Origin of the sequence: Parapedobacter tibetensis (assembly GCF_024704835.1) — a bacterium.
Classification (GTDB): domain Bacteria; phylum Bacteroidota; class Bacteroidia; order Sphingobacteriales; family Sphingobacteriaceae; genus Parapedobacter; species Parapedobacter tibetensis.
Window position 1 is genome coordinate 1 of sequence record NZ_JAMXBE010000016.1, and the last position, 24,532, is coordinate 24,532.

The 24,532-nt window shown below is 46.5% G+C and carries 17 protein-coding genes; 7 read left to right on the forward strand and 10 right to left on the reverse strand.

Translation table 11 applies throughout. The annotated features are described in order from the left end of the window. The first annotated feature begins 108 nt into the window (after positions 1-108). The 3 genes from NF543_RS20735 (at position 109) to NF543_RS20745 (ending at position 4,091) form a co-directional block, all read left to right on the forward strand. Positions 109-1,548: a phytoene desaturase family protein gene (locus NF543_RS20735; RefSeq protein WP_257670111.1), complete on the forward strand. Its 1,440-nt coding sequence runs from the start codon at positions 109-111 to the stop codon at positions 1,546-1,548. A gap of 136 nt (positions 1,549-1,684) precedes the next feature. Then, positions 1,685-2,812: a formylglycine-generating enzyme family protein gene (locus NF543_RS20740; protein ID WP_257670112.1), complete on the forward strand. Its 1,128-nt coding sequence runs from the start codon at positions 1,685-1,687 to the stop codon at positions 2,810-2,812. A 31-nt stretch (positions 2,813-2,843) separates the two neighbouring features. Next, entirely contained in the window at positions 2,844-4,091 is a 1,248-nt protein-coding gene (locus tag NF543_RS20745) for a YeiH family protein (protein ID WP_257670113.1), read from the forward strand. Positions 4,092-4,148: 57 nt separating this feature from the next. Here NF543_RS20745 and cobA read toward each other — a convergent pair whose 3' ends face one another. After that, positions 4,149-4,952, reverse strand: a complete 804-nt coding sequence (cobA, locus tag NF543_RS20750; RefSeq protein ID WP_257670114.1) for a uroporphyrinogen-III C-methyltransferase — start codon at positions 4,950-4,952, stop codon at positions 4,149-4,151. Between the two features lie 377 nt (positions 4,953-5,329). Beyond that, the gene (gene katG, locus NF543_RS20755; protein ID WP_257670115.1) at positions 5,330-7,603 is read right to left on the reverse strand and encodes a catalase/peroxidase HPI; all 2,274 of its coding nucleotides are present in this window, start codon (positions 7,601-7,603) and stop codon (positions 5,330-5,332) included. 415 nt (positions 7,604-8,018) lie between these two features. Between katG and NF543_RS20760 the strand changes: the two genes are divergently transcribed. The 4 genes from NF543_RS20760 (at position 8,019) to NF543_RS20775 (ending at position 13,553) form a co-directional block, all read left to right on the forward strand. Further along, complete coding sequence (locus tag NF543_RS20760) at positions 8,019-8,582, forward strand: porin family protein (protein ID WP_257670116.1); 564 nt, start codon at positions 8,019-8,021, stop codon at positions 8,580-8,582. A 106-nt stretch (positions 8,583-8,688) separates the two neighbouring features. After that, positions 8,689-8,907 (forward strand): hypothetical protein, encoded by a 219-nt coding sequence (locus NF543_RS20765; protein WP_257670117.1) that lies wholly within the window; start codon positions 8,689-8,691, stop codon positions 8,905-8,907. Between the two features lie 280 nt (positions 8,908-9,187). Beyond that, positions 9,188-11,143 (forward strand): alpha-L-fucosidase, encoded by a 1,956-nt coding sequence (locus tag NF543_RS20770; protein ID WP_257670118.1) that lies wholly within the window; start codon positions 9,188-9,190, stop codon positions 11,141-11,143. A gap of 88 nt (positions 11,144-11,231) precedes the next feature. After that, positions 11,232-13,553 (forward strand): glycoside hydrolase family 95 protein, encoded by a 2,322-nt coding sequence (locus NF543_RS20775; RefSeq protein ID WP_257670119.1) that lies wholly within the window; start codon positions 11,232-11,234, stop codon positions 13,551-13,553. A 5-nt stretch (positions 13,554-13,558) separates the two neighbouring features. On the opposite strand, the gene NF543_RS20780 is transcribed toward NF543_RS20775, so the two are convergent. From NF543_RS20780 to NF543_RS20815, 8 genes are all read right to left on the reverse strand, one after another. Continuing rightward, on the reverse strand, positions 13,559-15,025 hold the full coding sequence (locus NF543_RS20780) for a glycine--tRNA ligase (protein WP_257670120.1): 1,467 nt from the start codon (positions 15,023-15,025) through the stop codon (positions 13,559-13,561). Between the two features lie 107 nt (positions 15,026-15,132). After that, positions 15,133-17,082, reverse strand: coding sequence for a hypothetical protein (locus tag NF543_RS20785; protein ID WP_257670121.1), 1,950 nt, complete (start codon positions 17,080-17,082; stop codon positions 15,133-15,135). Positions 17,083-17,086: 4 nt separating this feature from the next. Beyond that, a complete protein-coding gene (locus NF543_RS20790; protein WP_257670122.1) occupies positions 17,087-17,761 on the reverse strand; it encodes a hypothetical protein in 675 nt (224 codons plus the stop codon). Between the two features lie 5 nt (positions 17,762-17,766). Further along, on the reverse strand, positions 17,767-18,861 hold the full coding sequence (locus NF543_RS20795; RefSeq protein WP_257670123.1) for a DUF2891 domain-containing protein: 1,095 nt from the start codon (positions 18,859-18,861) through the stop codon (positions 17,767-17,769). A gap of 161 nt (positions 18,862-19,022) precedes the next feature. Then, positions 19,023-20,066 (reverse strand): AI-2E family transporter, encoded by a 1,044-nt coding sequence (locus tag NF543_RS20800; protein WP_257670124.1) that lies wholly within the window; start codon positions 20,064-20,066, stop codon positions 19,023-19,025. A 38-nt stretch (positions 20,067-20,104) separates the two neighbouring features. After that, positions 20,105-20,878 carry an enoyl-CoA hydratase/isomerase family protein gene (locus NF543_RS20805; RefSeq protein ID WP_257670125.1) on the reverse strand — a complete coding sequence of 258 codons (774 nt, stop codon included), beginning with the start codon at positions 20,876-20,878 and terminating at the stop codon, positions 20,105-20,107. A gap of 22 nt (positions 20,879-20,900) precedes the next feature. After that, positions 20,901-23,420 (reverse strand): DUF5686 and carboxypeptidase-like regulatory domain-containing protein, encoded by a 2,520-nt coding sequence (locus NF543_RS20810; protein ID WP_257670126.1) that lies wholly within the window; start codon positions 23,418-23,420, stop codon positions 20,901-20,903. A 222-nt stretch (positions 23,421-23,642) separates the two neighbouring features. Next, the gene (locus tag NF543_RS20815; protein WP_257670127.1) at positions 23,643-24,410 is read right to left on the reverse strand and encodes a hypothetical protein; all 768 of its coding nucleotides are present in this window, start codon (positions 24,408-24,410) and stop codon (positions 23,643-23,645) included. Between the last annotated feature and the right edge of the window lie 122 nt (positions 24,411-24,532).

The window sequence follows — 24,532 nt, forward strand, 5'->3', positions numbered from 1 at the left end:
CGGATTTCATAGGGCCCCGTGTCACAGCGACACGGGGCCTTTTTTATGTTATAAAACATCGAAGTTTAACCAAACGCTTCGTAACTTAGCCTTCAAACAATCACTGTATTGGAATACAAAACGGATTATGACGCGATTGTGGTTGGTGCCGGCCCCAATGGGCTTGCGGCAGCCATTACCCTACAGCAAGAAGGCTTGTCGGTTTTAGTGGTGGAAGGCAATAATACCATAGGGGGCGGTATGCGCACCGCCGAACTCACGCTGCCTGGTTTCCATCATGATGTTTGCTCCGCTGTGCATCCCATGGCGGCGGGCTCTCCTTTTTTCAAAACGTTACCCTTGGAAGCTCATGGCCTTGAGTATATCCATCCACCCGTACTTGCTGCACATCCTTTCGACGACGGGAAGGCAGCCGTACTAAAAGCATCATTCGATGAAACCGCAAGGTTCCTTGGCCGTGATGAGGAGCAATATCGACGATTATATGAGCCATTGCTGCGATTGTGGCCGGGTATCGTTGCAGATGTCTTGGGACCACTACGTCTTCCACAAAACCCAATAGGATTGGCTCGCTTTGGGCTGAAAGCGCTACCCTCCGCTAAATACATCTCCCGGATATTTCATACAGTGGCAGCAAAAGGACTATGGGCGGGCATGGCCGCTCATTCGCTGCGACCATTGTCGAGCTTCACCACGTCGGCCATCGGATTGGTGCTCACGGTAAACGGGCATCTCAACGGTTGGCCCCTGCCCAAAGGTGGGGCGCAACATATTGCCCATGCATTGGCATCTTATTTCCAGTCGCTGGGGGGCAAGATAGAAACGGACTTTTATGTTAAATCGCTGTCCCAACTTCCCGCTGCCAAAGCCGTATTGTTTGATATCACTCCCAAGCAGCTACTGCAAATTGCCGGACATAAATTTTCATCCCTATATAAATGGCAGCTCAATCGTTATCGGTATGGGATGGGTGTATTCAAGGTGGATTGGGCGCTCGATAGCCCTGTGCCATTCACTGCATCCGAGTGCCAGGAGGCTGGAACGGTGCATCTGGGGGGTACGTTAGAAGAGATCGCTCACGGCGAGCGGGCTATCTGGAAAGGCCGTCATCCCGAAAACCCTTTTGTGTTGTTGGCACAGCAAAGCGTGTTTGATAGTACCCGTGCACCTCAAGGTAAACATACCGTATGGGCATATTGCCATGTGCCAGCGGGCTCTACCGTGGATATGACTGAGGCCATTGAACGACAGGTGGAGCGATTTGCTCCCGGTTTTCGTGAACGTATATTGGCAAAACATACCATTAATACAGCCCAATTAGAAACATATAACCCCAATTATATAGGTGGCGATATTAATGGGGGAGCTATAGACCTTGGTCAACTGTTCACCCGTCCAGCACTTCGATTTTCACCCTACCGCACATCGGCCAAAGGACTGTATATCTGCTCATCTTCGACACCTCCTGGTGGCGGTGTGCATGGCATGTGTGGCTATCATGCTGCAAGAACGGCGTTGAAAGATATCTTTGGTTTTGATAAGGGTTAGCACTGCCGAAACTCATGTTAGTGCCACGCTAACCACAGGCGGCTTATCGCAAGGATCCAAGGAGTGTTTCGCATTATCGACCAAATCTTGTACCTTTAACACCTCAAACCTATTGCAATAATGGAAAATAAGACTATTGAAACGGTATAATATGACGGTGAGCTATGTGAATCGAACCATTATCCCACTATTGTCGGGATTAACACTATTGGTTTCCTGTAACCAACAAAAAAGTGACAGTAGACAAAGTAATTCATTGAGTAAAGATAGTACGGCCACTTGCGTAGCACACGGCATTCCTTCGCGTATGGCAGCAATCTCAGAATCAGAAGCGTCGCATAACTTCCTTGGCGCAGACGATGCCTCAATGATATACATAGCGGGCAGTACATTTCAGATGGGTAGTAAAGATTTTGCCGATGCAACTCCTGTGCATGAGGTGACAGTTGATGGTTTTTGGATGGATGAACACGAGGTAACCAATGCACAATTTGCTCGTTTTGTTGCTGCGACAGGCTATCAGACAGTGGCTGAACGTCCGTTGGATCCTAAGGATTTTCCAAATGTACCGCTCGATGCATTGCAACCCGGTTCGGCCGTATTTACGCCTCCTAGCCAGGCCGTGGATCTAAACAATCATATCCAATGGTGGCGATATGTCCCAGGGGCAAGCTGGCATCAACCCGAAGGACCTGGAAGTAACATTAAAGGGCGTGAAGATGAACCTGTGGTGCATATCGCCTATGAAGATGCAGAAGCTTTTGCCAAATGGGCAAATAAGCGACTGCCTACGGAGGCTGAATGGGAATACGCTGCACGTGGGGGGAAACAAAATAGCAAATATTATTGGGGGAATGAATTGAAACCCTCCGGCAAATGGCCAGCCAATGTCTACCAAGGTAACTTCCCTTCTCAAGACATTGCAGAAGATGGATACAAGGGGGTAGCACCGGTCAAATCTTATACGCCGAATGGGTTTGGCTTATATGATATAGACGGCAATGTATGGGAATGGTGTTCAGATTACTACCGGCCAGGTTATTATAAAAATAGCCCTTCCAAAAACCCGAAAGGACCTAATGATAGCCATGACCCATTGGAACCAGGCGCGGTGAAAAGGGTGCAGCGCGGTGGTTCTTTTCTTTGCAATGAACAATACTGCGAACGGTACATTGCTGGTAGCCGTGGCAAAGGAGAGATAAGCAGTGGTAGCAACAATCTTGGTTTTAGGTGCGTGAGTGATGAGGCACCTCCAGCAAAATAAAGTAAAACATCATTTCTTTCATACTCAAAACATGTCATCATCAAAACTAAGCCTAAGCGAAGATTGGGCTGTTGTCGTATTGGGATTTATTATTATTATTTTGACCGTATGGGGTCTTACCATACCCATTCCCAATTATAAATGGCATGATGCAGGAGCGGTGCAGTTATTGTTTTCGGCGACTAATGGGTTGAGCATTTTTTATCAATTTATATTTGCTTATGCCGTTGTCATCATCGGTGCCATCATAACCGGTAAGCCCATCCAATCCAATTTACTGGGTTTTCCAATTGTATTTGTGCTAACCATTTGCGCTCTTTTATTGGCGGGCAATTCGTTCTTACATGATTTGGGGTTGGAAGCGGTTATTTTCAGTTTATTGATAGGCCTATTGGTAGGTAACTTGTTCAAATTGCCGAAATGGTTTAAGGATTCGCTTAACGCCGAATTGCTGGTCAAGATTGGATTGGTGCTCTTGGGCACGAGCGTAATTTTTTCTGATATTCTGAAGGCCGGTTCTCTGGGGTTGGTACAGTCGCTTATTGTGGTATTAACGGTATGGTACTTTGCCTTTTGGTTATGCCGGAAACTGAAAGTGGATGAAGAACTGACCATGATGATATCCAGTGCGGTATCGATATGTGGGGTATCAGCTGCCATCGCCACGGCAGGTGCCATCAAGGGCGATTCTAAGAAACTATCCTATGTAGTTTCTATGGTATTGATTACGGCCATCCCGATGATGATAGGCATGCCTTATCTTGTACGTGTATTTGGGTTTTCGGAAGAGGTGGCGGGGGCTTGGCTAGGAGGGAGTATTGATACTACGGGTGCGGTGGTCGCTTCAGGCAGCTTGGTAGGCGACCGAGCGTTGGAAATCAGTACAATCGTTAAGTTTTCGCAGAATGTGTTGCTGGGTATTGCAGCACTTGCCATTTCAATTTACTGGACATACAGGGGCACGCCCGAAGGGGAGCAGGTGGAAAAACCACGGCTTGGTGTAATTTGGGAGCGTTTTCCTAAATTTGTCATTGGTTTCCTCGCTGCATCCCTGTTTTTTTCCTTTGTCTTGGACAACAGTACCGTGTTACAGGTAAAAGGAGGGATCAAAAATATCCAAGGACTGTGGTTCGCATTGGCATTTACCAGCATCGGATTGGAGACCAATTTCAAAGATTTGTTGGGCCAGAATAATGTGAAACCATTTTGGATATTTCTCATCGCCCAGACGTTCAATATTTTGATTACGCTAGTCATAGCATGGTGGCTGTTTGGATGATTGCGCAACTTCATGTTATGTCGGAAGTTGCATGATATGAAGAGCGAATCTTCAAGGCTAATCCAAGTGCTCTTGCAATTCGAAGAATTGGCGGATGTGCCGGAAATCATGGTGCAACGCTACAGCAGGACCAAAAATGAGCAGTACCGGACCTCTATTATCAATTTCTTTTTCCTCAGCCATCTCCACAATCGTATTTACCAAACCGACGGCTATTTTTTCATTAACCATAGAGCCGTTTTGGATGACAGCCACAGGCAATCGGCCTTTGCCTATTTCCTGATAAAGTGAAACGATTTCGGGTAGCCTGTCGTAGCCAAGCAACACGACTACCGTGGCCTTACTTTGGGCGGCATCTGTTAGTTCGGGCGACAAATTTCCATTGCTATCCGTGCCAGAAAGTATCCACAGGCTTTCGCTCAGCCCCTGATGTGTCACAGGGATCCCTTGTAATCCCGGTACAGATATCGCACTGGAAATGCCGGGGACGATGGCTGCCTCGATACTATAAGAGGCGGCGTAGTCCAATTCTTCATATCCACGGCCAAAGACAAATAAATCGCCTCCCTTGAGGCGAACGACGTGACCAAAGTTCATCGCATAATCGACCATCAGTTGATTGATGACGTCTTGCGAAAAGTTTTCATCACCCGAAGGGTTTCCAACATAAACCTTAATGGTTTCTTTAGGGGCATAGTCCAATAAGCGCTCATCAACCAACGCGTCATAAAGGATTACATTTGCCTTCTTCAATGCTTTGACCCCTTTGATGCTGATTAAATCAGGATCTCCTGGCCCAGCACCTACGATCGTGATTTTCGGTTCGATGTATTGTTTTTCAGTTGTTGTTTCTATTGCCATTTTTTGCTCGTTTTCTCGTTGTCATCAAATTAAAAAAGCCCCTTCGATTTTATGCGTCGAAGAGGCTTTTCTATTACTCGTCAATCCGTATAAAGCATCTTCAACAATGTGCGTAACACATCAGCTGCACACACATGCAAACGTTATTATTGAATACTGCCTTATGCTGATTCCTTGTTTTCATGATGCAAATATATATAAAGTCTATTGTATTAATAGATTAATTTAGATAGTCTGTTTTTTATTTTCGATAATTCATTGATTATCAGTGAAATTATTTTTAATTAAAAAAGAGACTGTCAAAATATTGATCAGTCTCTTTCATGATGTCAGCAACAATTTCCTACCTTGTGTTACCTTCGGGTAGCCTGATAAAATCAAGCCAAATCAAAACGGTCAAGGTTCATCACTTTGTTCCAAGCTGCTACAAAATCCTTCACGAATTTTTCTCCGGAGTCGGCACATCCGTAAACTTCGGCAAGTGCCCTGAGCTCTGAATTTGAGCCAAAGATAAGGTCTGCACGGGTTGCCGTCCATTTCAGTTCACCGGTTGCGCGATCATGTCCTTCAAACACTTCCTTATGCTCACCGGTTGGCTTCCAAACCGTATTCATGTCGAGCAAGTTTACGAAGAAATCGTTGGTAATCACTTCCGGACGTTCAGTGAACATGCCATGCTTGGTGTTATTGAAGTTGGTATGTAATACGCGCATACCACCCACAAGAACCGTCAGTTCAGGGGCGGTTAGCGTTAGCAATTGCGCTTTATCGATCAACAACTCTTCTATCGATACCGTATATCTGGTTTTCAGGTAGTTGCGGAAACCGTCGGCAACAGGATCTAGCGGTTTGAAAGAATCCACGTCAGTCTGTTCTTGTGATGCATCCGTCCGACCTGGGCTGAACGGAACCGTTATATCATGGCCCGCATTTCTCGCCGCTTTTTCGACGCCTGCACAGCCTGCCAATACAATAAGGTCAGCCAGTGAAACCTTTTTACCATTGGATTGCGCATTGTTAAATGCTGTTTGGATACCTTCAAGTGTTTTCAACACGTTTGCCAGTTGAGCAGGGTTGTTGACTTCCCAATTGTTTTGGGGGGCCAGGCGAATGCGTGCGCCATTTGCGCCACCACGTTTGTCGGAACCGCGGAAAGTGGATGCCGAGGCCCACGCGGTAGCTACCAGTTGGGAGATAGATAGCTCCGAATCCAATACTTTGGCTTTCAATGCAGCAATGTCATTATCATCAATCAATTGATGGTCGACTGCCGGAATTGGATCTTGCCAAATCAACGCTTCTTCGGGTACCTCTGGGCCCAAGTAACGTGCGCGCGGACCCATATCACGGTGTGTCAGCTTGAACCATGCGCGGGCGAAGGCGTCCGCGAATTCATCCGGGTTCTCTAAAAAATGTCTTGAGATTTTCTCGTAGATTGGGTCAAACCGCAAGGCGAGGTCCGTAGTCAGCATGGAAGGCGCGATCTGCTTCGACGGATCATGGGCATGGGGCACCGTACCAGCACCCGCACCATGCTTCGGCTTCCATTGATGCGCCCCGGCTGGGCTCTTCATTAGTTCCCATTCGTAGCCAAACAAGTGTCGGAAGAAGTCGTTGCTCCACTTCGTCGGCGTGGTCGTCCAAGTCACTTCCAAGCCGCTGGTGATGGTATCTGCGCCTATCCCCGTGCCGAAACTGTTCTTCCAGCCGAGGCCTTGTTCTTCGATGTCCGCTGCTTCTGGCTCGGCGCCTACAAGTGCCGCGTCGCCGGCACCGTGGGTTTTGCCGAAGGTGTGTCCACCGGCGATCAGCGCAACGGTTTCCTTGTCATCCATGGCCATGCGTTTAAAGGTCTCACGGATGTCATGAGCTGCTGCAATCGGATCGGGGTTGCCGTCAGGGCCTTCCGGATTGACATAGATCAGTCCCATCTGTACGGCGGCGAGTGGCTTCTCCAAGTTGCGCGTATGTATGTCACCGTCCGCCGAATCATCAGATACAAGTACCGCGCCCCCCTTCTCAACGCCCTCGGAACCGAAGGCATAGCGCTCGTCTCCGCCCAGCCAGGTAGTTTCGGAACCCCAGTAGACATCCTCTTCCGGCTCCCAGGTGTCCTCGCGACCGCCACCGAAACCGAAGGTCTTGAAGCCCATCGATTCAAGTGCTACATTGCCGGCGAGGATCATCAAGTCGGCCCAGGAAATTTGCTGTCCATATTTCTGTTTGATCGGCCACAGTAGCCTACGCGCCTTGTCGAGACTGACGTTGTCGGGCCAGCTGTTGAGAGGCGCGAACCGCTGCTGACCACCCCCTGCACCACCACGGCCGTCACCGATGCGGTACGTACCTGCACTGTGCCAAGCCATGCGAATAAACAAACCTCCGTAATGGCCAAAATCTGCTGGCCACCAGTCTTGTGAATCAGTCATGAGCTGATGAAGATCTTTTTTCACGGCTTCCAAATCGAGGCTCTTGAATGCTGCAGCGTAGTTAAACCCCTTGTCCATTGGATTAGCTAAAGGTGAGTGTTGACGCAGAATATTTAATTTTAATTGATTTGGCCACCAATCGCGGTTTTTTGTCCCGCTACCGGCGCTATTCGTTGGCGCATCGCCACCATGAAAAGGGCATTTACTCATGTTGTTTTCCATTTCTAATAAATTATGTTGAAAGTTGAATATTCAAATTTGTAGATAAAAGCCGAGGTGAGTTTTTGTGGGCTGTTTCCATAATATTGTTTTTTATAATTGTTTAACCACATTGGCGATCATTCAGTTCCCTCAGATTTGCTTTTGGTACATCAAATGTAACCTTAAACTTTCAATAAAGTAAATCACAAATAATGATGTGGCATAGTTAAAATTTATAGAAAGACTATGCTGTAATAAAAAAATCAACTCCATCCATCTGTTAACGGCCAATATGTTCGTCAACGCCGGAATTCGGTATAAACTGAAATAATCCTAAAATTTTTTAGCAAACGTTCAGGGTAAAACCGGATGAGTGTGTCATAACAGGGAATAAGGATTAAAAACAATAATGAAAACTATCAAAAACAAGTTCAAAATGAAAACAATTAAATTTTATGTAGCTGTACTCGCCGTGTTGGTCAGTACAAACCTGGTAAATGCGCAGTCCTTGGACATGGGTATCAAAGCCGGTGTCAACTTTGGGACATTACGTACAGGGCTGGACGCCGTGAGCGAAAAATCAGGTAAAGCCGGAATGCATGTGGGATTATTTGTTCGTACGGGGAGCGATTTCTTCTTCCAGCCTGAACTTAATTTTTCCACTTTCGGTAGTGAGTACACCTATAATTCCGAAACGTACGAATCTAAGTTTAGGCAACTTAACCTGCCAGCGATGGTTGGTTATAAGATTGTCAATAAAGATAATCTGAACTTCCGTGTTTCTTTAGGCCCAGATTTGAATTTTAATCTGAAAAAACCAGATGCGCCCGCTGGTACGGAATTCAAACGGTTTAATGTCGGAGGTGTCCTTAACGCCGGCATAGATGTGGGAAGGTTTACTTTCGATGCACGGTACAGTCTCGGATTGGGAAAAATGAACAAGGAATTGGAGCAAAGACCCGGCGTTTTTGCCCTGTCGGTAGGGTTTAAGTTTCTCTAAGTTTGATTGCAGGAAGACGGATGGGTGCATTTGTGCACCTGTCTCGTCTTCCTTGGTGTTGCTAGTTATACCAGCATCAGCAAACATGAACATGTTAGGCCCTAAAATGAAAGAACGTTTATTGATCAAATACCTGCTTCATGAGACAAATCAGGCAGAATCAAGCTACATCAGGGAATGGCTGGCCAAGCATCCGGCGAATGCCAAAGCGTTCAATCAGATTAGACTCATTTGGAAAGCGAGCAAACAGTTGGCAAAGCGTGCCATGCCGGATGTACACACAGCTTGGTTGCACCACATCCTGCTGCGCATGGGAAAAAGATAAAGAAGGAAACCTGTTTAAGTAATACAAATGGAAAACTTAACGATACTTACATGGCTTGGGGGGATTGGATTGACCCTGTTTGCCATAGTAATTCTCGGCACAATTTTTTTGTCGAAAATCCTATTAAAGGCCATCCATGAATCATGTGGTGAGCGGTCAGGTCTATAGCCTATATGCTGGTGATTCGTGAAACATATTACCAATATGTTATGCTATTTTTGCATTTCCAGTATTCATGTCAAGAAACAATTATCTTTACGTTTGATAAACCAAATTGGTTATGATGTCTTGCATTTGTAGAAAACTATTATTGGGAATCAATGTCGTGATGCTATTGGTTGGCTGCAATTCATCAGACGGGCAGCTCCGAAATGAGCCTGCTCCCTATGGCCCCACTCCTTCCGAGGCACAATTGAATTGGCATGAGCTAGAAATGTATTGCCTTATCCATTTTACACCCACTACGTTTCAGAATAAGGAATGGGGCTTTGGTGATGCCCCGGCTGATTTGTTCAACCCGCGGCATTTTGATGCCAACCAAATAGCCGAGACGGCCAAATCCGCAGGGTTCAAGGGACTGATATCCGTAGCCAAGCATCACGATGGTTATTGCCTCTGGCCCACTAAAACTACCGATTATAACATTTCCAAAAGTCCTTGGCGTGAAGGCAAGGGTGATATGGTCAAGGAATTTATGGAAGCCAGCCGCAAACAAGGAATGCAATTTGGGGTTTATTGTTCAGCTTGGGATCGCAATCATCCGGAATACGGCAACGAGCAATACGCCGAGGCGTATCGTGAACAATTGCGTGAATTGTATAGCAACTATGGACAATTATTTACCAGTTGGCACGATGGGGCTAATGGTGGCGATGGATATTATGGGGGAGCCAATGAAACGCGACGGATAGACCGCTCAACTTATTATGGATGGGAAGATAAAACCTGGCCAATTACTCGTGAAATGCAACCAACGGCCGTCATTTTTAGCGATATCGGCCCAGATGTGCGTTGGGTGGGAAATGAGAAAGGTGTTGCCCCGGAAACTTCCTGGGCCACATTCACTCCCGTAGGTCCGGATGGAGGTAAAGCAGCTCCTGGCTATATAGACGAACGCTTTCTTGGAAGTGGGCAGCGCGATGGGAAGTATTGGATTCCGGCCGAATGTGATGTTCCCCACCGTCCAGGTTGGTTTTATCATGCGGATCAAGACCATCAAGTAAAGACACCCGACCAGCTTTTTGAGCTGTACCTCAAAAGTGTAGGCAGGGGAGCTGCATTCAACCTTGGGTTGGCTCCCAACACCGATGGGCTCTTGCACCCTAATGATGTAGCCTCGTTGAAGGGATTTGGGGAGAAGTTAACCAAGACGTTTGCAGAGAATCGAGCAGCAGGGGCCAAATTTGAGGCATCCAATGTCAGGGATAGCCATATGAAGCATTTCGGGCCAGCCAATATACTAGATGACGACCGTTATAGCTATTGGGCTACTGATGACGAAGTGACTTCACCCGAATTGGTCATTGAACTGAAAGAGGAGACAGTTTTTGATCTAATCCGTTTGCGTGAAAACATCAAATTGGGTCAGCGCTTGGATAGCGTATGGGTGGATGTATGGGAAAATGATGCTTGGAAGCCACTAGCTTCTGCTACCAGTATTGGCGCCAATCGGCTCATTCACTTAGAAGCGCCAATAGCTGCAAGCAAACTTCGTCTACGGCTGTTCGCACCGGTGGCTGTAGCATTGAGTGATTTCGGCCTATTTAAGGAGGCCGACGTGGAGTTTACCATAGCCGAAGCAGAACGTGAACGTATTGACCGCTCGACATGGAATATAATCGCTAATGGACTGGAAGGCGGCGACCCCGCCTTAGCCGTGGATGGGAATAAAGAAACTTTTTGGCTTACGGCCGAAGTGGATTTGCCCCAACAGGTGACCGTGGATATGGGTAATGTACAGCCCTTATCAGGTTTCGACTACCTACCCCGGCAGGACAAAAGTGCTGTGGGGCTGGTAAGTCGTTATGTGTTTGAGACCAGTACGGATGGAAACACCTGGGAGGTGATGACCAAAGGAGAGTTTTCCAATATCGTAGCCAACCCCATCATACAGTATATAGATTTCGAAAAACAGGTACAGGCTCGTTATTTCCGATTTACGGTTGAAGCCGTGGCCAATGCCCAAAGTAACCGATCAGTAGTATCTATAGCGGAGTTTGAAGTGTACCGCGATTAAGGAAGGCGGTTGGATGGAACGCAGATGACGCGGATTTATACGCCAATCAGTTGAATCGGTGTCATCCACGGTCAATTAATTTAGGATTATGAAGAAATATGGGCTTATAGGGATTTACATCTGTGTATATTTAGCCTCATCGGCCAAGGAACCGTTGCAGCTATGGTACGATAAACCTGCAAGAATATGGGAAGAAACCCTGCCATTGGGAAATGGTCGTTTGGGTATGATGCCCGATGGAGGGATAACGACTGAAAAAATCGTGCTCAATGAGATTACCTTATGGTCAGGCAGTTCACAGGATCCCAACAATTATGAGGCATACAAAAGTGTAAGTGATATCCAGCGACTGTTGCTTCAAGGCCGAAATGATGAGGCCGAGAAATTGGTGAACGCCAATTTTGTGTGTGCCGGAGCCGGTAGCGGCCGTGGCCAAAGTGCCAACTTGCCTTATGGAGCTTACCAAACCCTTGGTGAACTGCTCATTCAATACCACCATAGTGGATCGGGGCAGGTGAGTGATTACCGTAGGCAATTGGATTTGCCCACAGCCATTGCCACCACGGCATACAAATCGGATGGGGTCACCTACCACAGGGAATACTTCACTTCCTTTGATGGGGACGTAGGGGTAATTCGGCTGACCGCAGCTGGTAAGCGGGGGCTGGATTTTTCCGTCACATTGTCACGAACGGAAAATGCGCAAATAAATACCGTGGGGAATGAGCTGCAAATGTTTGGAGCGCTCAATGATGGACATGGAGGGCAGGGAATGCAATACATGTCCCGTTTGCGCATCCAACATAAGGGCGGCAAATTGGTGGTAGAAGGGAATTCCCTTCGTGTGACCGGAGCGGATGAAGCCGTACTATATTTTTCAGCAGCCACAGATTTTAGGGGTAACCTGCATGAACAACAGTCGGCCAAATTGATGGAACAAACCCTCCAAGTACCCTACAAAATACAAAAGAAAACGCATATCACAGCTTTCCAGCAATTGTTTGGGCGCGTATCATTGGAGCTGGTGGGGCAAAATACGGCGTATATTCCTACGGACGAACGGTTGAAACGATTTTTTGAGTATCCGGCAAACGATAATGATTTGGCTGCGCTTTATTTCCAATATGGGCGTTATCTGAGTATTTGCAGTACGCGCCCCGGGTTATTGCCGCCCAACCTGCAGGGGTTGTGGGCGCACCAAGTGCAAACCCCATGGAATGGCGACTACCACCTAAACATCAATGCGCAGATGAACCATTGGCCAGTAGAGGTAGGTAACCTGCCGGAACTGCATGAACCTTTCATCGATATGATTAAAGCGGTTGCCGAGGAAGGTAAAAAAACAGCCAAGGCTTATTACAACGCCCCGGGATGGGTATGTTATATGATGACCAATATATGGGGGTATTCGGCTCCAGGTGAACAGGCTTCATGGGGGTCCAGTACGGCCTCCGGCTGGCTGTGTAATCACCTTTGGGAACATTATCTCTTTACGCAGGATAAATCTTATTTAGCTGAAGTATTCCCTATCCTGAAAGGCGCGGCTGTTTTCTACCACCATACATTAATCAAAGAACCCCGTAATGGCTGGCTGGTCACGGCACCTTCTGTATCGCCTGAAAATGGATTTATCATGCCTAATGGCACACGCGCTAGTGTGGTTATGGGCCCTACGATAGATAATCAAATTGTACGGGAATTGTATAATTATGTCATCGCTTCAGCGGAGGAATTGGGTATGCAGGATTCCTTTGTCGATACGTTGAAGAATAGTCTAGCCTTTTTACCGCCTCCCGTGCAGGTGGGTAGTGATGGCCGCGTGATGGAATGGTTGGAGGAATATGCAGAGCCCGAGCCACAACACCGCCATGTATCGCACTTATATGGTCTCCATCCAGCAGCTTTTATATCACCACAGACCACACCCGAATGGGCCGAAGCCGCTAGAAAGACCTTGCAGGTGCGGGGCGGGGGCGATGAAGGCACAGGCTGGAGCCGGGCTTGGAAAATCTTGTTTTGGGCGCGTTTGCAGGATGGCAACCATGCGTTGGAAATCTTGAAACAATTACTGCAGCCCGCTATGGGTAGTGAAATCAACATGCAGGCTGGTGCAGGAACCTATCCCAACCTATTCTGTGCACACCCGCCTTTTCAGATTGACGGTAATTTCGGTGGTGCGGCGGGTATTGCCGAGATGCTATTGCAAAGCCACGCCGGATTTATCCACTTGTTGCCAGCGCTGCCCGATGCATGGAAGGATGGCGAAGTGAAAGGGCTGAAGGCCCGTGGTAATTATACAGTGGATATCAAATGGCGCAATGGCAAGGTCATTGATTACAACATTATATCACATACCGGTGAACCAGTAGATGTACTGGTGAATGGGGAGTTAGTATCTGTTGGCGGGTAAACGAATTATAGTGCTCCCAATAGATTCTTCCATCCCACCAAATCACCAATGATTTTCTCCAAGTCTACTGCAGCTACCCGTTCCTGTTCCATACTGTCGCGGTGGCGTAACGTCACGGTATCATCCTCCAATGATTGGTAATCCACGGTGATGCAGCATGGCGTGCCGATGGCATCTTGACGGCGGTACCGTTTGCCGATGGAATCTTTTTCGTCATATTGCACGTTGTAATCCATTTTTAGGCGGCTCAGTATCTCCCTTGCTTTATCCGGCAGTCCGTCTTTTTTCGTCAGCGGCAATATGGCAGCCTTTATAGGTGCCAACGTCGGGTGGAAATGCAACACCGAACGAGAATCTTGCTTATCTTCTGTGCTCAGATCTTGTTCCTCAAATGAGTTGCAAAGGACAGTGAGGAAGAGCCGATCTAGGCCAATAGATGTTTCAATGACATAAGGTACGTAATTCTGGTTGATTTCTGGATCGAAATACTGTAACTTCTTGCCCGAAAACTTCTGGTGCTGGCTGAGGTCGAAGTCAGTACGCGAATGGATGCCTTCCACTTCTTTGAAGCCAAAGGGGAAATCATATTCGATATCCACCGCAGCGTTTGCATAGTGAGCCAGTTTCACATGGTCATGGTAGCGGTATTTGGTTTGCTCGCCGCCTAACGCCAGGTGCCATTTCAATCGGGTCTCCTTCCACTTGCCATACCATTCGAGCTCCGTACCGGGGCGTACGAAAAATTGCATCTCCATTTGTTCAAACTCGCGCATGCGCATGATGAATTGGCGGGCAATAACCTCATTCCGGAAAGCCTTACCAATCTGCGCGATACCAAAGGGGATCTTCATGCGGCCGCTTTTCTGTACGTTGAGGAAATTGACGAAGATACCTTGGGCGGTTTCGGGCCTTAAGTATACAGTATCAGCACCCTCGGCTGATGCACCCATTTGGGTAGAAAACATCAGGTTAAACTGGCGCACGTCTGTCCAGTTTTTGGTGCCGGACATGGGGCATACAATGTTATGTTCCTCGATGATCACCTTCAGACGGGGCAAGTCATCGTCATTCAAAGCCGAATTGAGATCAGTCTGCAATCGTTGAGCTTTCTCTGTCTTGCCATCAGTTTCATACCGTGCTATCTTATCCTCGATAAGTTGGTCCGCACGGTAGCGTTTCTTTGAATCCTTGTTGTCAATCATCGGGTCGTTGAACCCGTCTATATGTCCAGACGCTTTCCAAGTGGTAGGGTGCATAAAAATGGCCGCATCAATACCCACGATATTTTCATGGAGCTGTACCATGGCTTTCCACCAATAAGTTTTGAGGTTGTTTTTCAGCTCGGCACCCAATTGGCCATAGTCATACACGGCACTTAGGCCGTCATAGATCTCGCTTGAAGGAAATACAAATCCATATTCCTTGGCGTGCGAAATTACATTTTTAAAGAAATCGTCCGTTTGCTTGCTCATAAGAGGGCAAACATAGATAAAATGCTTCGTATTCACGAACTCATATTAAACAAAAATGAGTGTAAATAACTGCCTATGATAGACAGACGGCCTTTTGATAACTTTTCCTATTGTTCTGCCGCGTAATCCATCAAGGCAAAAATGTATTGGATGGCATTGTCAAACCCTTCGGGGGTTTCAGCAACAAAATCCGAAGAGATGGTGTTTGATTTTATGCCTTTGGATTGAAAATAGAAATTGCCCATACTTCCAAACAATTTGTTGAAACCGATATAGCGGTCGAGCGACTGCAGCTGCTCCTGAGGGATATCGTCGACTATTTTCTTGGCACTAAGCAATCCCGAAAACTTATTTTTCCGAAGGAGGTTGCGGTGTTCTTTTGCCAGATATCCCCGATAGCGATTGGCATTAATATCATGGAGCTGGCTGGAGGAAGTACCAATGAAAACGATACCATCCTTACGGGTGATATGTAGAGCAAAGGGCATGTCGTGCTCTTGCACGGTATATACCCCCTGTTCTTCATCGACTAACCCCTTGCTGGACGTATAGGACATGATACGATTATAAATGGAAACATCGTCTGATGAAAACATCAGCAGGAAATCAGGAATGGCTTCGGTCTTGGTTTTTTCCACTTCCTGGTAATTATAGTCCTCATCATATTCATATGCAGTGTATGAGACCTCTTCTTCGGAAATACCATTTAACACGAATAAAGCATCGCCTTTCACGGCATTTGCTATAGCCTTTTCATCCAATAGGAGTGATATGATATCTGTACCCAAAGCGATTTCAGGTTCATACATCCCTACGAGACCGCCGTAGGTGTCTTTAATCAAGCCGGGTAATTCTTCCAGATAAGATTGGGCATCCACGGCATAGGCAAAAAAACCTACCATGTCGTCACTATTCATGTATTTCAAGAATTTCTTGTTCAGCTTGCGCTTATAAATGCGTTTGAGGCTCGCTGCCAATTCATTTGATACAGTCATGGAGCTGCTCAACCTGAATCCTTCTTTATCTGCAAATAGCCCAGCATTTATACTTCCATAATGGCTGAAAATTTTGCCTGTCCGCCCTAACCCGAATAACTCCGGAAGCAGGCTGCTGTAGATAGTCTCTAGGTTAGACAGCCAAGCAGTAACAATTGCGTCCTTGTGGAGGCTCTTGAGGTATGAGGAGTTGCTTAAGATGTTCTTTTCCGGATTGTTGCCAAATAGGCCCACGGTATATTGCATAGCCCATTCCGCTTCCAGTCCTTTTTTGATGAGTTGGTCGGCTTCATAATAGTCAGAATAGGGGTTGTCATCCTCATAATTGCTGTCATAGTCATAAGCTTCTGCGGCATCGGAGACGGTCGTATCGGCTTCCCAATTCCATTCTTCTGTGTAATCGGTAGTCACCGTATCAATGATGGCAAGCGAATCAGGAAGTGGCGGAGCAATGAGAATATCGTCCGAGTATGCGCTATCCGCAATATCTTCAGCTTTTTCAACGACCTCCGTATCGTTATTTTCGTAATAATCGGAATAGCTGTAATTCTGGATTCCATAACGGGCAGCCACTTCTGGCTGCTCGAAATAATGGCCTACCAAGCCGGCCGTGGAGATAGACAGCATCTGCTCATTCCAAGCAAACATGGCACTGCTTCCGGACACGTCTTTCGTGAAGCCACGAAAGCCCGCGTTTTGGGTAATTTCCTCATCCTTGCCAAAGTGCTTTTCGAATAGTTGGGCATTGGCAAGAGGCAATAAGAAATTATAGTACACCACACTATCTGTCTTTATTGTATAAAAATAGCCAGTCTTATTTAAGCCGATACCAAAATCCTCAATTCCTCCAATGTCTGAAAGTCCAGCCTCACCGGCTTTTTCCAACAGGACTTTTCCAATGGTGGATTGGTTGAAATCTTCCACACTCATCAATTTGAAGAAATGGTCTGTCTGTACATTGACGACCGCAAAAGCGTCATGTGGGATTTTATAGGCTAGATCCTGGGCGGTTACGGTTGCTGCAGCCAATAATAAAATAGCTGTGTTCCAAAATTTGTTCATATCGTTAATTTGAAAGTTGTATGTTGTTCGAGATATTTATTTTTCCATCGATGAGATCCAATATCGGACATTGTAGCATCACCGCCTTTTTTGAAGCAGAAATCTTGGCATTGCCGTTGCTTTGTTTTAGCACAGTGTCGTCAAAGCGATAAATACTGGTATACATGGCGTTTTGGAAAATTTCCTTATCAGCCGATTTGAGCTTGTTATATTCCGATTTTGCTTTTGCCTCATAGGAATAGTGCCTGTTAAATGTTTTGCTGACGGTATGGTAAGTATATGCTGAGTTATTCGCCGATTTGACCTTCAGCTTTTCAAAGATTATGGTGGTGATGTCATTCAGGTTGGCCACCTGAGCAAAGGAAAAACGAATCGTGGCGATGTATTTGTCGAAATCCATAGTATGGCTTACCTGACTAATGCCTTTCATTCCACGGAGAATTTTCACAGCTTCTTCCATTTCGCTCCTGATATCCTGTTTGGAGGGTATCTTGTGGCCATTGATGCTGTCCAATAACATTACCGAAGCGAGTTTGCTGCGGCTCTGGCTAAGATTTGCCGTAAGCACCACCGTACCTGAGCCGTTAGGTTGCACCGATATTTCCTCGATAATTTGGAAACATGAGTGGAACATTAGACAGATTGGAAGAAGTAGCAGGTATCGTAATCGTCTCTGCATCATGGCTAATTGTTTTGTGCTGTCAATGCGTAGACCGCGAAGGATGCGAGCCAATGTTCACCCATGTAATCGCCGCTGGCCACGTTTGGCAGGGCGGCGTTCAAATGCATATTGGCCAATTCAAAAAGGCGTTGTTCGTTTCTTCCGGCATGTCGGGCGATACCATATAGACACCAAGCACGACTCAGATTCAATCCATCGAGGTGAACAAGCTTACCATCCGTGCGGTCACTCACCGTACCCGGTTCCAGGTGGAAAGATTTCTTAAATAATTGGGGGATGAATTTTTTCACCCAGGTGCGGTATTGGTCTGGAGGTAAGATCCGCCACATCAAGTCTGCCTCCTCTAGGCAAGGGCTGAGAAAATCAGCACCTCCCGGTTCCCAACTTAATGGGCAATCGGTATCTTGAGCATAGAAACGCAAAGCCGTATTCCGAATGACATCTTTGAGCCCCACATCGTCCACTTGAGCTGCATAGTCGTATGCGAGCCTTAGTCCAAATGCCAGATTCGAGTGTTCCCCAACGCGGATAGCGTAATTCATTTTGGGTAAATATTCCTTATACAATTCGGCCAAAACATCAGCAAGCGGTTGGAGGTTTTTGCTTAATGTGTAGCCGAGAGGGTCATCCCAAGATAGTAGCTCGGCTTGGAGCTGTAGGAGCCACGCCCACCCATAGGTGCGTTCAAAGCTTTTATTCAATCCATCAAATAGCTGTACTTCCATGGCGATATTCGATGTGCTTAGATTGTCAGCAAGTTTGTTTTTTATTTCGGTGGCCTCAGGCAGGTTGGGGTATCGTTTGAGGAGACGCACAAGCATCCAATGTCCATGCACACTGCTATGCCAGTCAAAACAACCATAGAATGCAGGGTGGTAGGTTATTGGCGATTGAATGAGCGAAGAATCGGCAAATGTTATTCCGGTTTTATAGGGGTACTCCTGCTGCATGCATTTTAGGGGCAGTTGGGCGAGGTGTGAAGCCCCGGCCAAAGTAAGCGTAATATGGTCGCCTACCGTTTCATAATGTGCCTTGGATTGGGCGTTGAGGGTTCCGCAGCAAAACGCAAAAAGTAGTGATAGTAGAGTAATCCGCATAGTCATCAAATGAGTGAACAAAGATAGGATTGCGCTGGCAATTATAGAATCCCTATTTTCAGGTATTTTCGGCCAATGCCATTAAGGTAATGATTTTGCTTAAACTATATGCGTGTTTTTAATCGTATTTGCAACATAAGGCCAGGTCATATTGGAGATTTTCACTTGTTGATCACCGGTTCATCTGTTGAAGGTTTCTGCCTTTTATTTGCTTCATAAATGCGTACCGTGATTAGAAAATAGGAAAGTAAGAGCGGGCCATATACCAATCCCATCACTCCGAACAACGGTAGGCCAATAATAACGCCTACCACGGTAATGATGGGATGTATATCACCTACTTTTTTGGCAATTATAAGGCGCAGCACATTATCAATATTGATAACCACGAGGAAACCATATATCAATAACCCTATTGCCGCTAGGTTCTCACCTTGAACGAATGCAATGATTGCTGCGGGCACAAAAATTAGCGGCGGGCCTAGCAGCGGAATAAAGGCAAGGATAGCGCATATCACGCCCCAAAATAAGGGATCATTAAAACCGAATATCCAAAATCCCAGCGCCAGCGTAGCTCCCTGTATCAAGGCAATGAGTGTTTGTCCGATTACATTGGAATAGGTGATGTTGCGCAGTTCGTTTCCGAATCGGATGGCGTTTTCTATCCTAAAGGGCGAATAGCGGAGCAGCCCACGTTCAAAACCCCTGAAATTGACCAACATAAAATAGAACAAGAAATACATCACGGCGATGTCTAGAAAGAGGCCTGCGGCACCACTAAGAAGCGAAGTAAATAAACCACCAAGATAAGTCGCACTTTTCTCCAATTGCTCCCGAAGCAAATCAGGTTTGCCAAGCTTGTCGCCGGCAAATTCATTGATGGCATTTACCATGTCTTTTATCCATTCCGGGTTTTTTAATAGACTCACCACTTTATTGGTGAGCATGGTGCCTATGCCCAAAAAAGGTAGTACGATGATAAGGAAAGAGACAATAATAATAATCACGGCTACGATCGGACGGCGCCATTTCTGTCGCTCCACCAACCAAATGTTCATTGGCCGGAAAATGGTATACATCACCATGGTGCCGAGCAACGCCCCGATAATATTTCTAACCGCGTATGCGATAACAATCCCTAATAAAATCAGGATGATAACAGTAATGATGTTTCGCTCCTTTTGCGTGAATACGGAATAGGACATATATCAAAACTATAAGCGGTTAATGATATAACGTAAAATCAAAAATTTGGTTTTCGCTTTTCCAGAAATGCCGAAATCCCTTCCTTGAAATCGGGGGTGCCAAAGCATTGTGCAAAAGCTGTTATTTCTGTTTCGAATCCATTTTGTGTAGGGTCGAGGCCTGCGTTTACTGCCCGGATAGCAGCCCCTATTGCATTTGTTGAGCGTGTTGAAATTTTGGTGAGTATATTTTCAGCCTTGCCCAACAAGTCTTGGGGCGCAACTACGTGGTTGACCAAACCATAGCCCAATGCCTCGTTTGCGGTTATCATGTCGCCAGTGAGAATCATTTCCAAAGCACGCCCACGTCCCACCAATTGGGTAAGGCGCTGAGTCCCGCCGTAACCTGGAATGAGGCCCAAGGATACTTCAGGTAGCCCCATTTTGGAGCCGGTAGTTGCAACCCGTATATGGCAGGCCAGTGCCAATTCCAATCCTCCACCCAAGGCATAGCCATTAATAGCTGCTATGATCGGTTTGTTGGCGTGGTGTATCAGGTCAAACACGTTGGTTTGCCCCTCTTGGGCTAGTTCCCGGCCCTGATTGGCATCGAAAGCTGAAAACTCGGCAATATCTGCTCCAGCAACGAAAGCTTTATCGCCTGCTCCGGTTAATAGGATGCCCCGTATAGGTTTATTGGCCAGTGCATCCGTAATTGCATGATGCAATTCGGCCAAAGTAATTTTGTTCAGTGCATTGAGTTTGCTCTCCCGATTGATGACAATGCGACGTACATATCCTTCATCATGGATTAATAAATTTTGATATGTCATGTTTAAATGCTTTACGCCCCCACTAAAAATCTACTTTTATACCGAAACGAAATCCACCCCGATCAACGTCGGGATGGTTAAGGTACGACAATCTCCGTACATATTCTACACGCAGCACATTCAAAATGTTTTCTACACCAATGCTGGCTTCCATGTAAGGCTTCCTTTCCAATGTGAACGTGGTGGGGTTTCCAGCGCTATCGGTTGGGAACAGGAATGCCTTAGCGTTCTTTTCTGGGCGGTTTTCAGGTCGCACATTTCCATAAAGAAGCTTGAACCCTAATAATTCACGCATTTTGAGTTTTTTTATCAAAGGGATTTTATTCAGCACAAATCCATGCAACCGATGCTCAACGCTGAGCTTGATGTATTGGTCGCTTACAAATTCGAGGTTGTTCATCAGGCTGTATGAGTCGCTGGTGAGCACATAGGTTTGGTTGGAGTTCGGGATGTCAAGTAGGGGATATGGCAGTGTCCCGAAAATATAACCTGCACCTAAGTTGACGTCGGCGAAACCCAATTGGGAAAGGAAAACCCGTTTGAAGATATCCAACCGCGTAGCGTGGTATGCACGTTCGCCACCAAGGAGGCCTTTTATTCCCATGTTATATCGTAAGGTAAAGATCGGATACTCATTAATGATAGGCGATCGGCTAAGGTTACGTTGGAAAAATTCCTCGTTCGGTGCCCAGCGGAGGTCAATACCAAGTTCCGATGTTTGCAAGGCCCTTAATGTGTCTCGCATCCCGGCGGTGATGAAGCGGAGTTCGGCAGCTGGGGCTTGCTTTAAGGAGGCGATATGGGTTTGGAGCATCACATGGTTGCCAAACTCGATAATATGGTTCAATTTAAAGGCATTGTTGTACATCCATTTGTCCTGTGGGGCGCTACGGAAAGAACGGATAAAGCTATCACCATTGCGAAAACCCAGCAATTGGCCAGGTTCGCGGGCATCCTGCTGATAGGTCGCATGCAGGTAATGCGATGGGTATTCGGCCACCGGTCGCCCATTGAGTGATTGGGCGGTACCCACGTAAAATTTCATTCGTTCATCACGGAAACCATAGGCCGTATAAGCTTCGGCATAAAATTTTTCTGAAAGCTCGCGGGTGGTTCGGCCACTTAGTCGTATACGACTGCCTTCAAGGTCATTGAAACTGTAAGAATACTCAAGCGGTCCAAATTCTACAGGCCCTGTATAAACAAAGCTCTGGGCAATCAGGTATCCCAATTTTAGCGTCCGCCGGAAAGAGCGGTTATTTTGCAGGCTATCTAGGTTGGTATATGTTTTCGCTTCTACCTCCGTAAGTTCCAAAGGCCGGTTTTCTTGCCAATGATTCGGTGCTTGGTGGCTGGCATCTTCGGCTTGCTCCCAGTTTTGCCCACTAAAGGTACTTGGGGGGATTGTGGTTTCGGTATCGTAATCACGATAGACGAGCGTCCGTTGGCCAAAGGCCCCGCGTTTGCCTTCATAGAGTCCGAAATTGATTTGCATACCCGAATAGGCAAGCAGATAGATGCCGCTATTATGGCGATTGAAACGCAGGGAGATATTTACATTGGTAATCCAATTGAGATTGGCCCGATGGTCTATCCAGATATCAGCGCGGCGTATGCCATAGTTGCCATCGAGCGTTACCTGCAATTTGCCAGAAAACAGGCGGTCTTCGTTGTTTCTTGGTACAAAGGTGAGTTCCACGAATTGTCCTTCGACAGTGGAAATGGTATCTGTAATAAAGAATTTGTAAAAGAGAGGCGCAGCGTCTGCTGTGGGGCCTAAAAAAGGTTTGTTGAGTATCAAGATGTTGTTTTCATAGATGTCCACATCGCCGTGGATAAATTTGAAATACATCTCTAGGTTCTCATTATTCACAAATCGCTTATCGAGCTCTGTTTTCTTATTGGCGGTGATGATGGTCTTGGTTGCTTTTGGGGATAACCGCAAGTACCGTTGCGATAAGTTTTCCTCTAGGTAAATAGGCAATAGGGAGCGGCCAGGCACCAAGGAAGTATCCACATTCTCAAGCGCAAATTGATATCCACGTGTCAGCGCGTTCTTGGCGATCACTCGGGGTACATGGCTTACGGCCATCATGATTTTTTCATAGGCTTCAAACGCTACATGGTCAAAGCGCGAGAGGCGATTGGTCGGTTTATGCGCAATAACCTTGCGGATGAGCTCCACAGCGGGATTATCCCGGTTGCGGTAGCGCCCTTTACCGCTTATCACCACCTCATCAAGTGCGTGGAACTCCTCTTCCAATTCGACATCGATGGTTTGTGGCCCATTTGTTACCAACGACTTGGTTACAGGTCTGTATCCCAATCCATTGAACTGGATGTGCGTGGCATGTTTGGGGGGGGTAAGCTTATAAAACCCCAGGCTATCTGTGGAGGTGCCGATTGTGGTGTTGGATAAAAACACCGATACACCGGAGATACCCTCACCTGTGGAAGCATCAGTCACCTTCCCCCGGATAGTGGTTTGCGCAATTGCCAATGATGGCATTAACAGGCAGACGACTATCACCAATGTTCCCATCAAAGCAATAAGTCGTATATTTATTTTTATATAGTTTTTAAGTTTCCCTTGCTTCAACCCCATAACAACCCATTCCGTTCCATACTAACGATTTTAAACGCAGACAAGATACAATTTGTTGGGGAAATAATGCAAGCTATGGAATCGTTCAATTGTTTGGCATATACGCGTGCTATTTTTACGGTATCGATGGGTCGTTATACGGTAACGGGTAAAGTTCGATTAAAAAAATTCACCCACTTTTGCCACGTGCTCAACCCAAGCTCCCGATTCGGCTTGCAACACATATTCACTCAGTCCTACCTCACTGGTTTCCGGTGCCCAATCATACGTATAGCCCAATCGTGTCCATGGATAGTGAAACTCCGTGGCGGAAGAAAGTGTCCGGTAATAAGCAAATATGATATAGCTGTTGAACCAATCCATATAGGTTGGTCTAGCGTTGTTGGCGAGCACTGCTCCTGTAGAAGTGGTCGTAATATCAATATTGCCTGCGGGGCGATAGAGACGGTCGGGATCGATCCAAATTTCTGCAATATGGGTATTGCTATTTTCATTGGCTGGGGGTAACCCTAGTAGTTGGCAAATCCTCATGGTTGTATCGGACGTCGGGGACAACGAGTTGCCTATTCGGGATTTCATTTGTTGTGGGACAAACAGCCACGATTCTCCCCAAGTGTTTGTGATGGAATCTCCAACAGGGTAACTAGCGGGATAGCGCATAAACGTACCCATTAGTACATATTGTTTTCCATTGATGGTTTTCCATGTCAGCGATTGGTTCGTTGGTGTTATGGCCCAAAGTGTATCAATGACTTCCGTATCGTCTGCCACCATGGCATCGGTTAGCGCATGTTGATATAATTCATCCAAGGAGAGCGGAGGGGGTTCGGGGGCTGGGGAATCGTCTTTTGAACATCCAGAAAGATTGATTACTGCGAAGGCCAATAATCCAAAAAAGAGCGTACGGCAAAATCTGTTTAATTTCATCTGTTTATTTTTAATTCTCAATGGCCAGATGGAACCTTTGATGATTAAAAATAATCATTCCCCTGTGGGCTTAACTGCGAAGCATTCATGAACGCCTTTGAAAGCAGGCAAACTTGTGAATA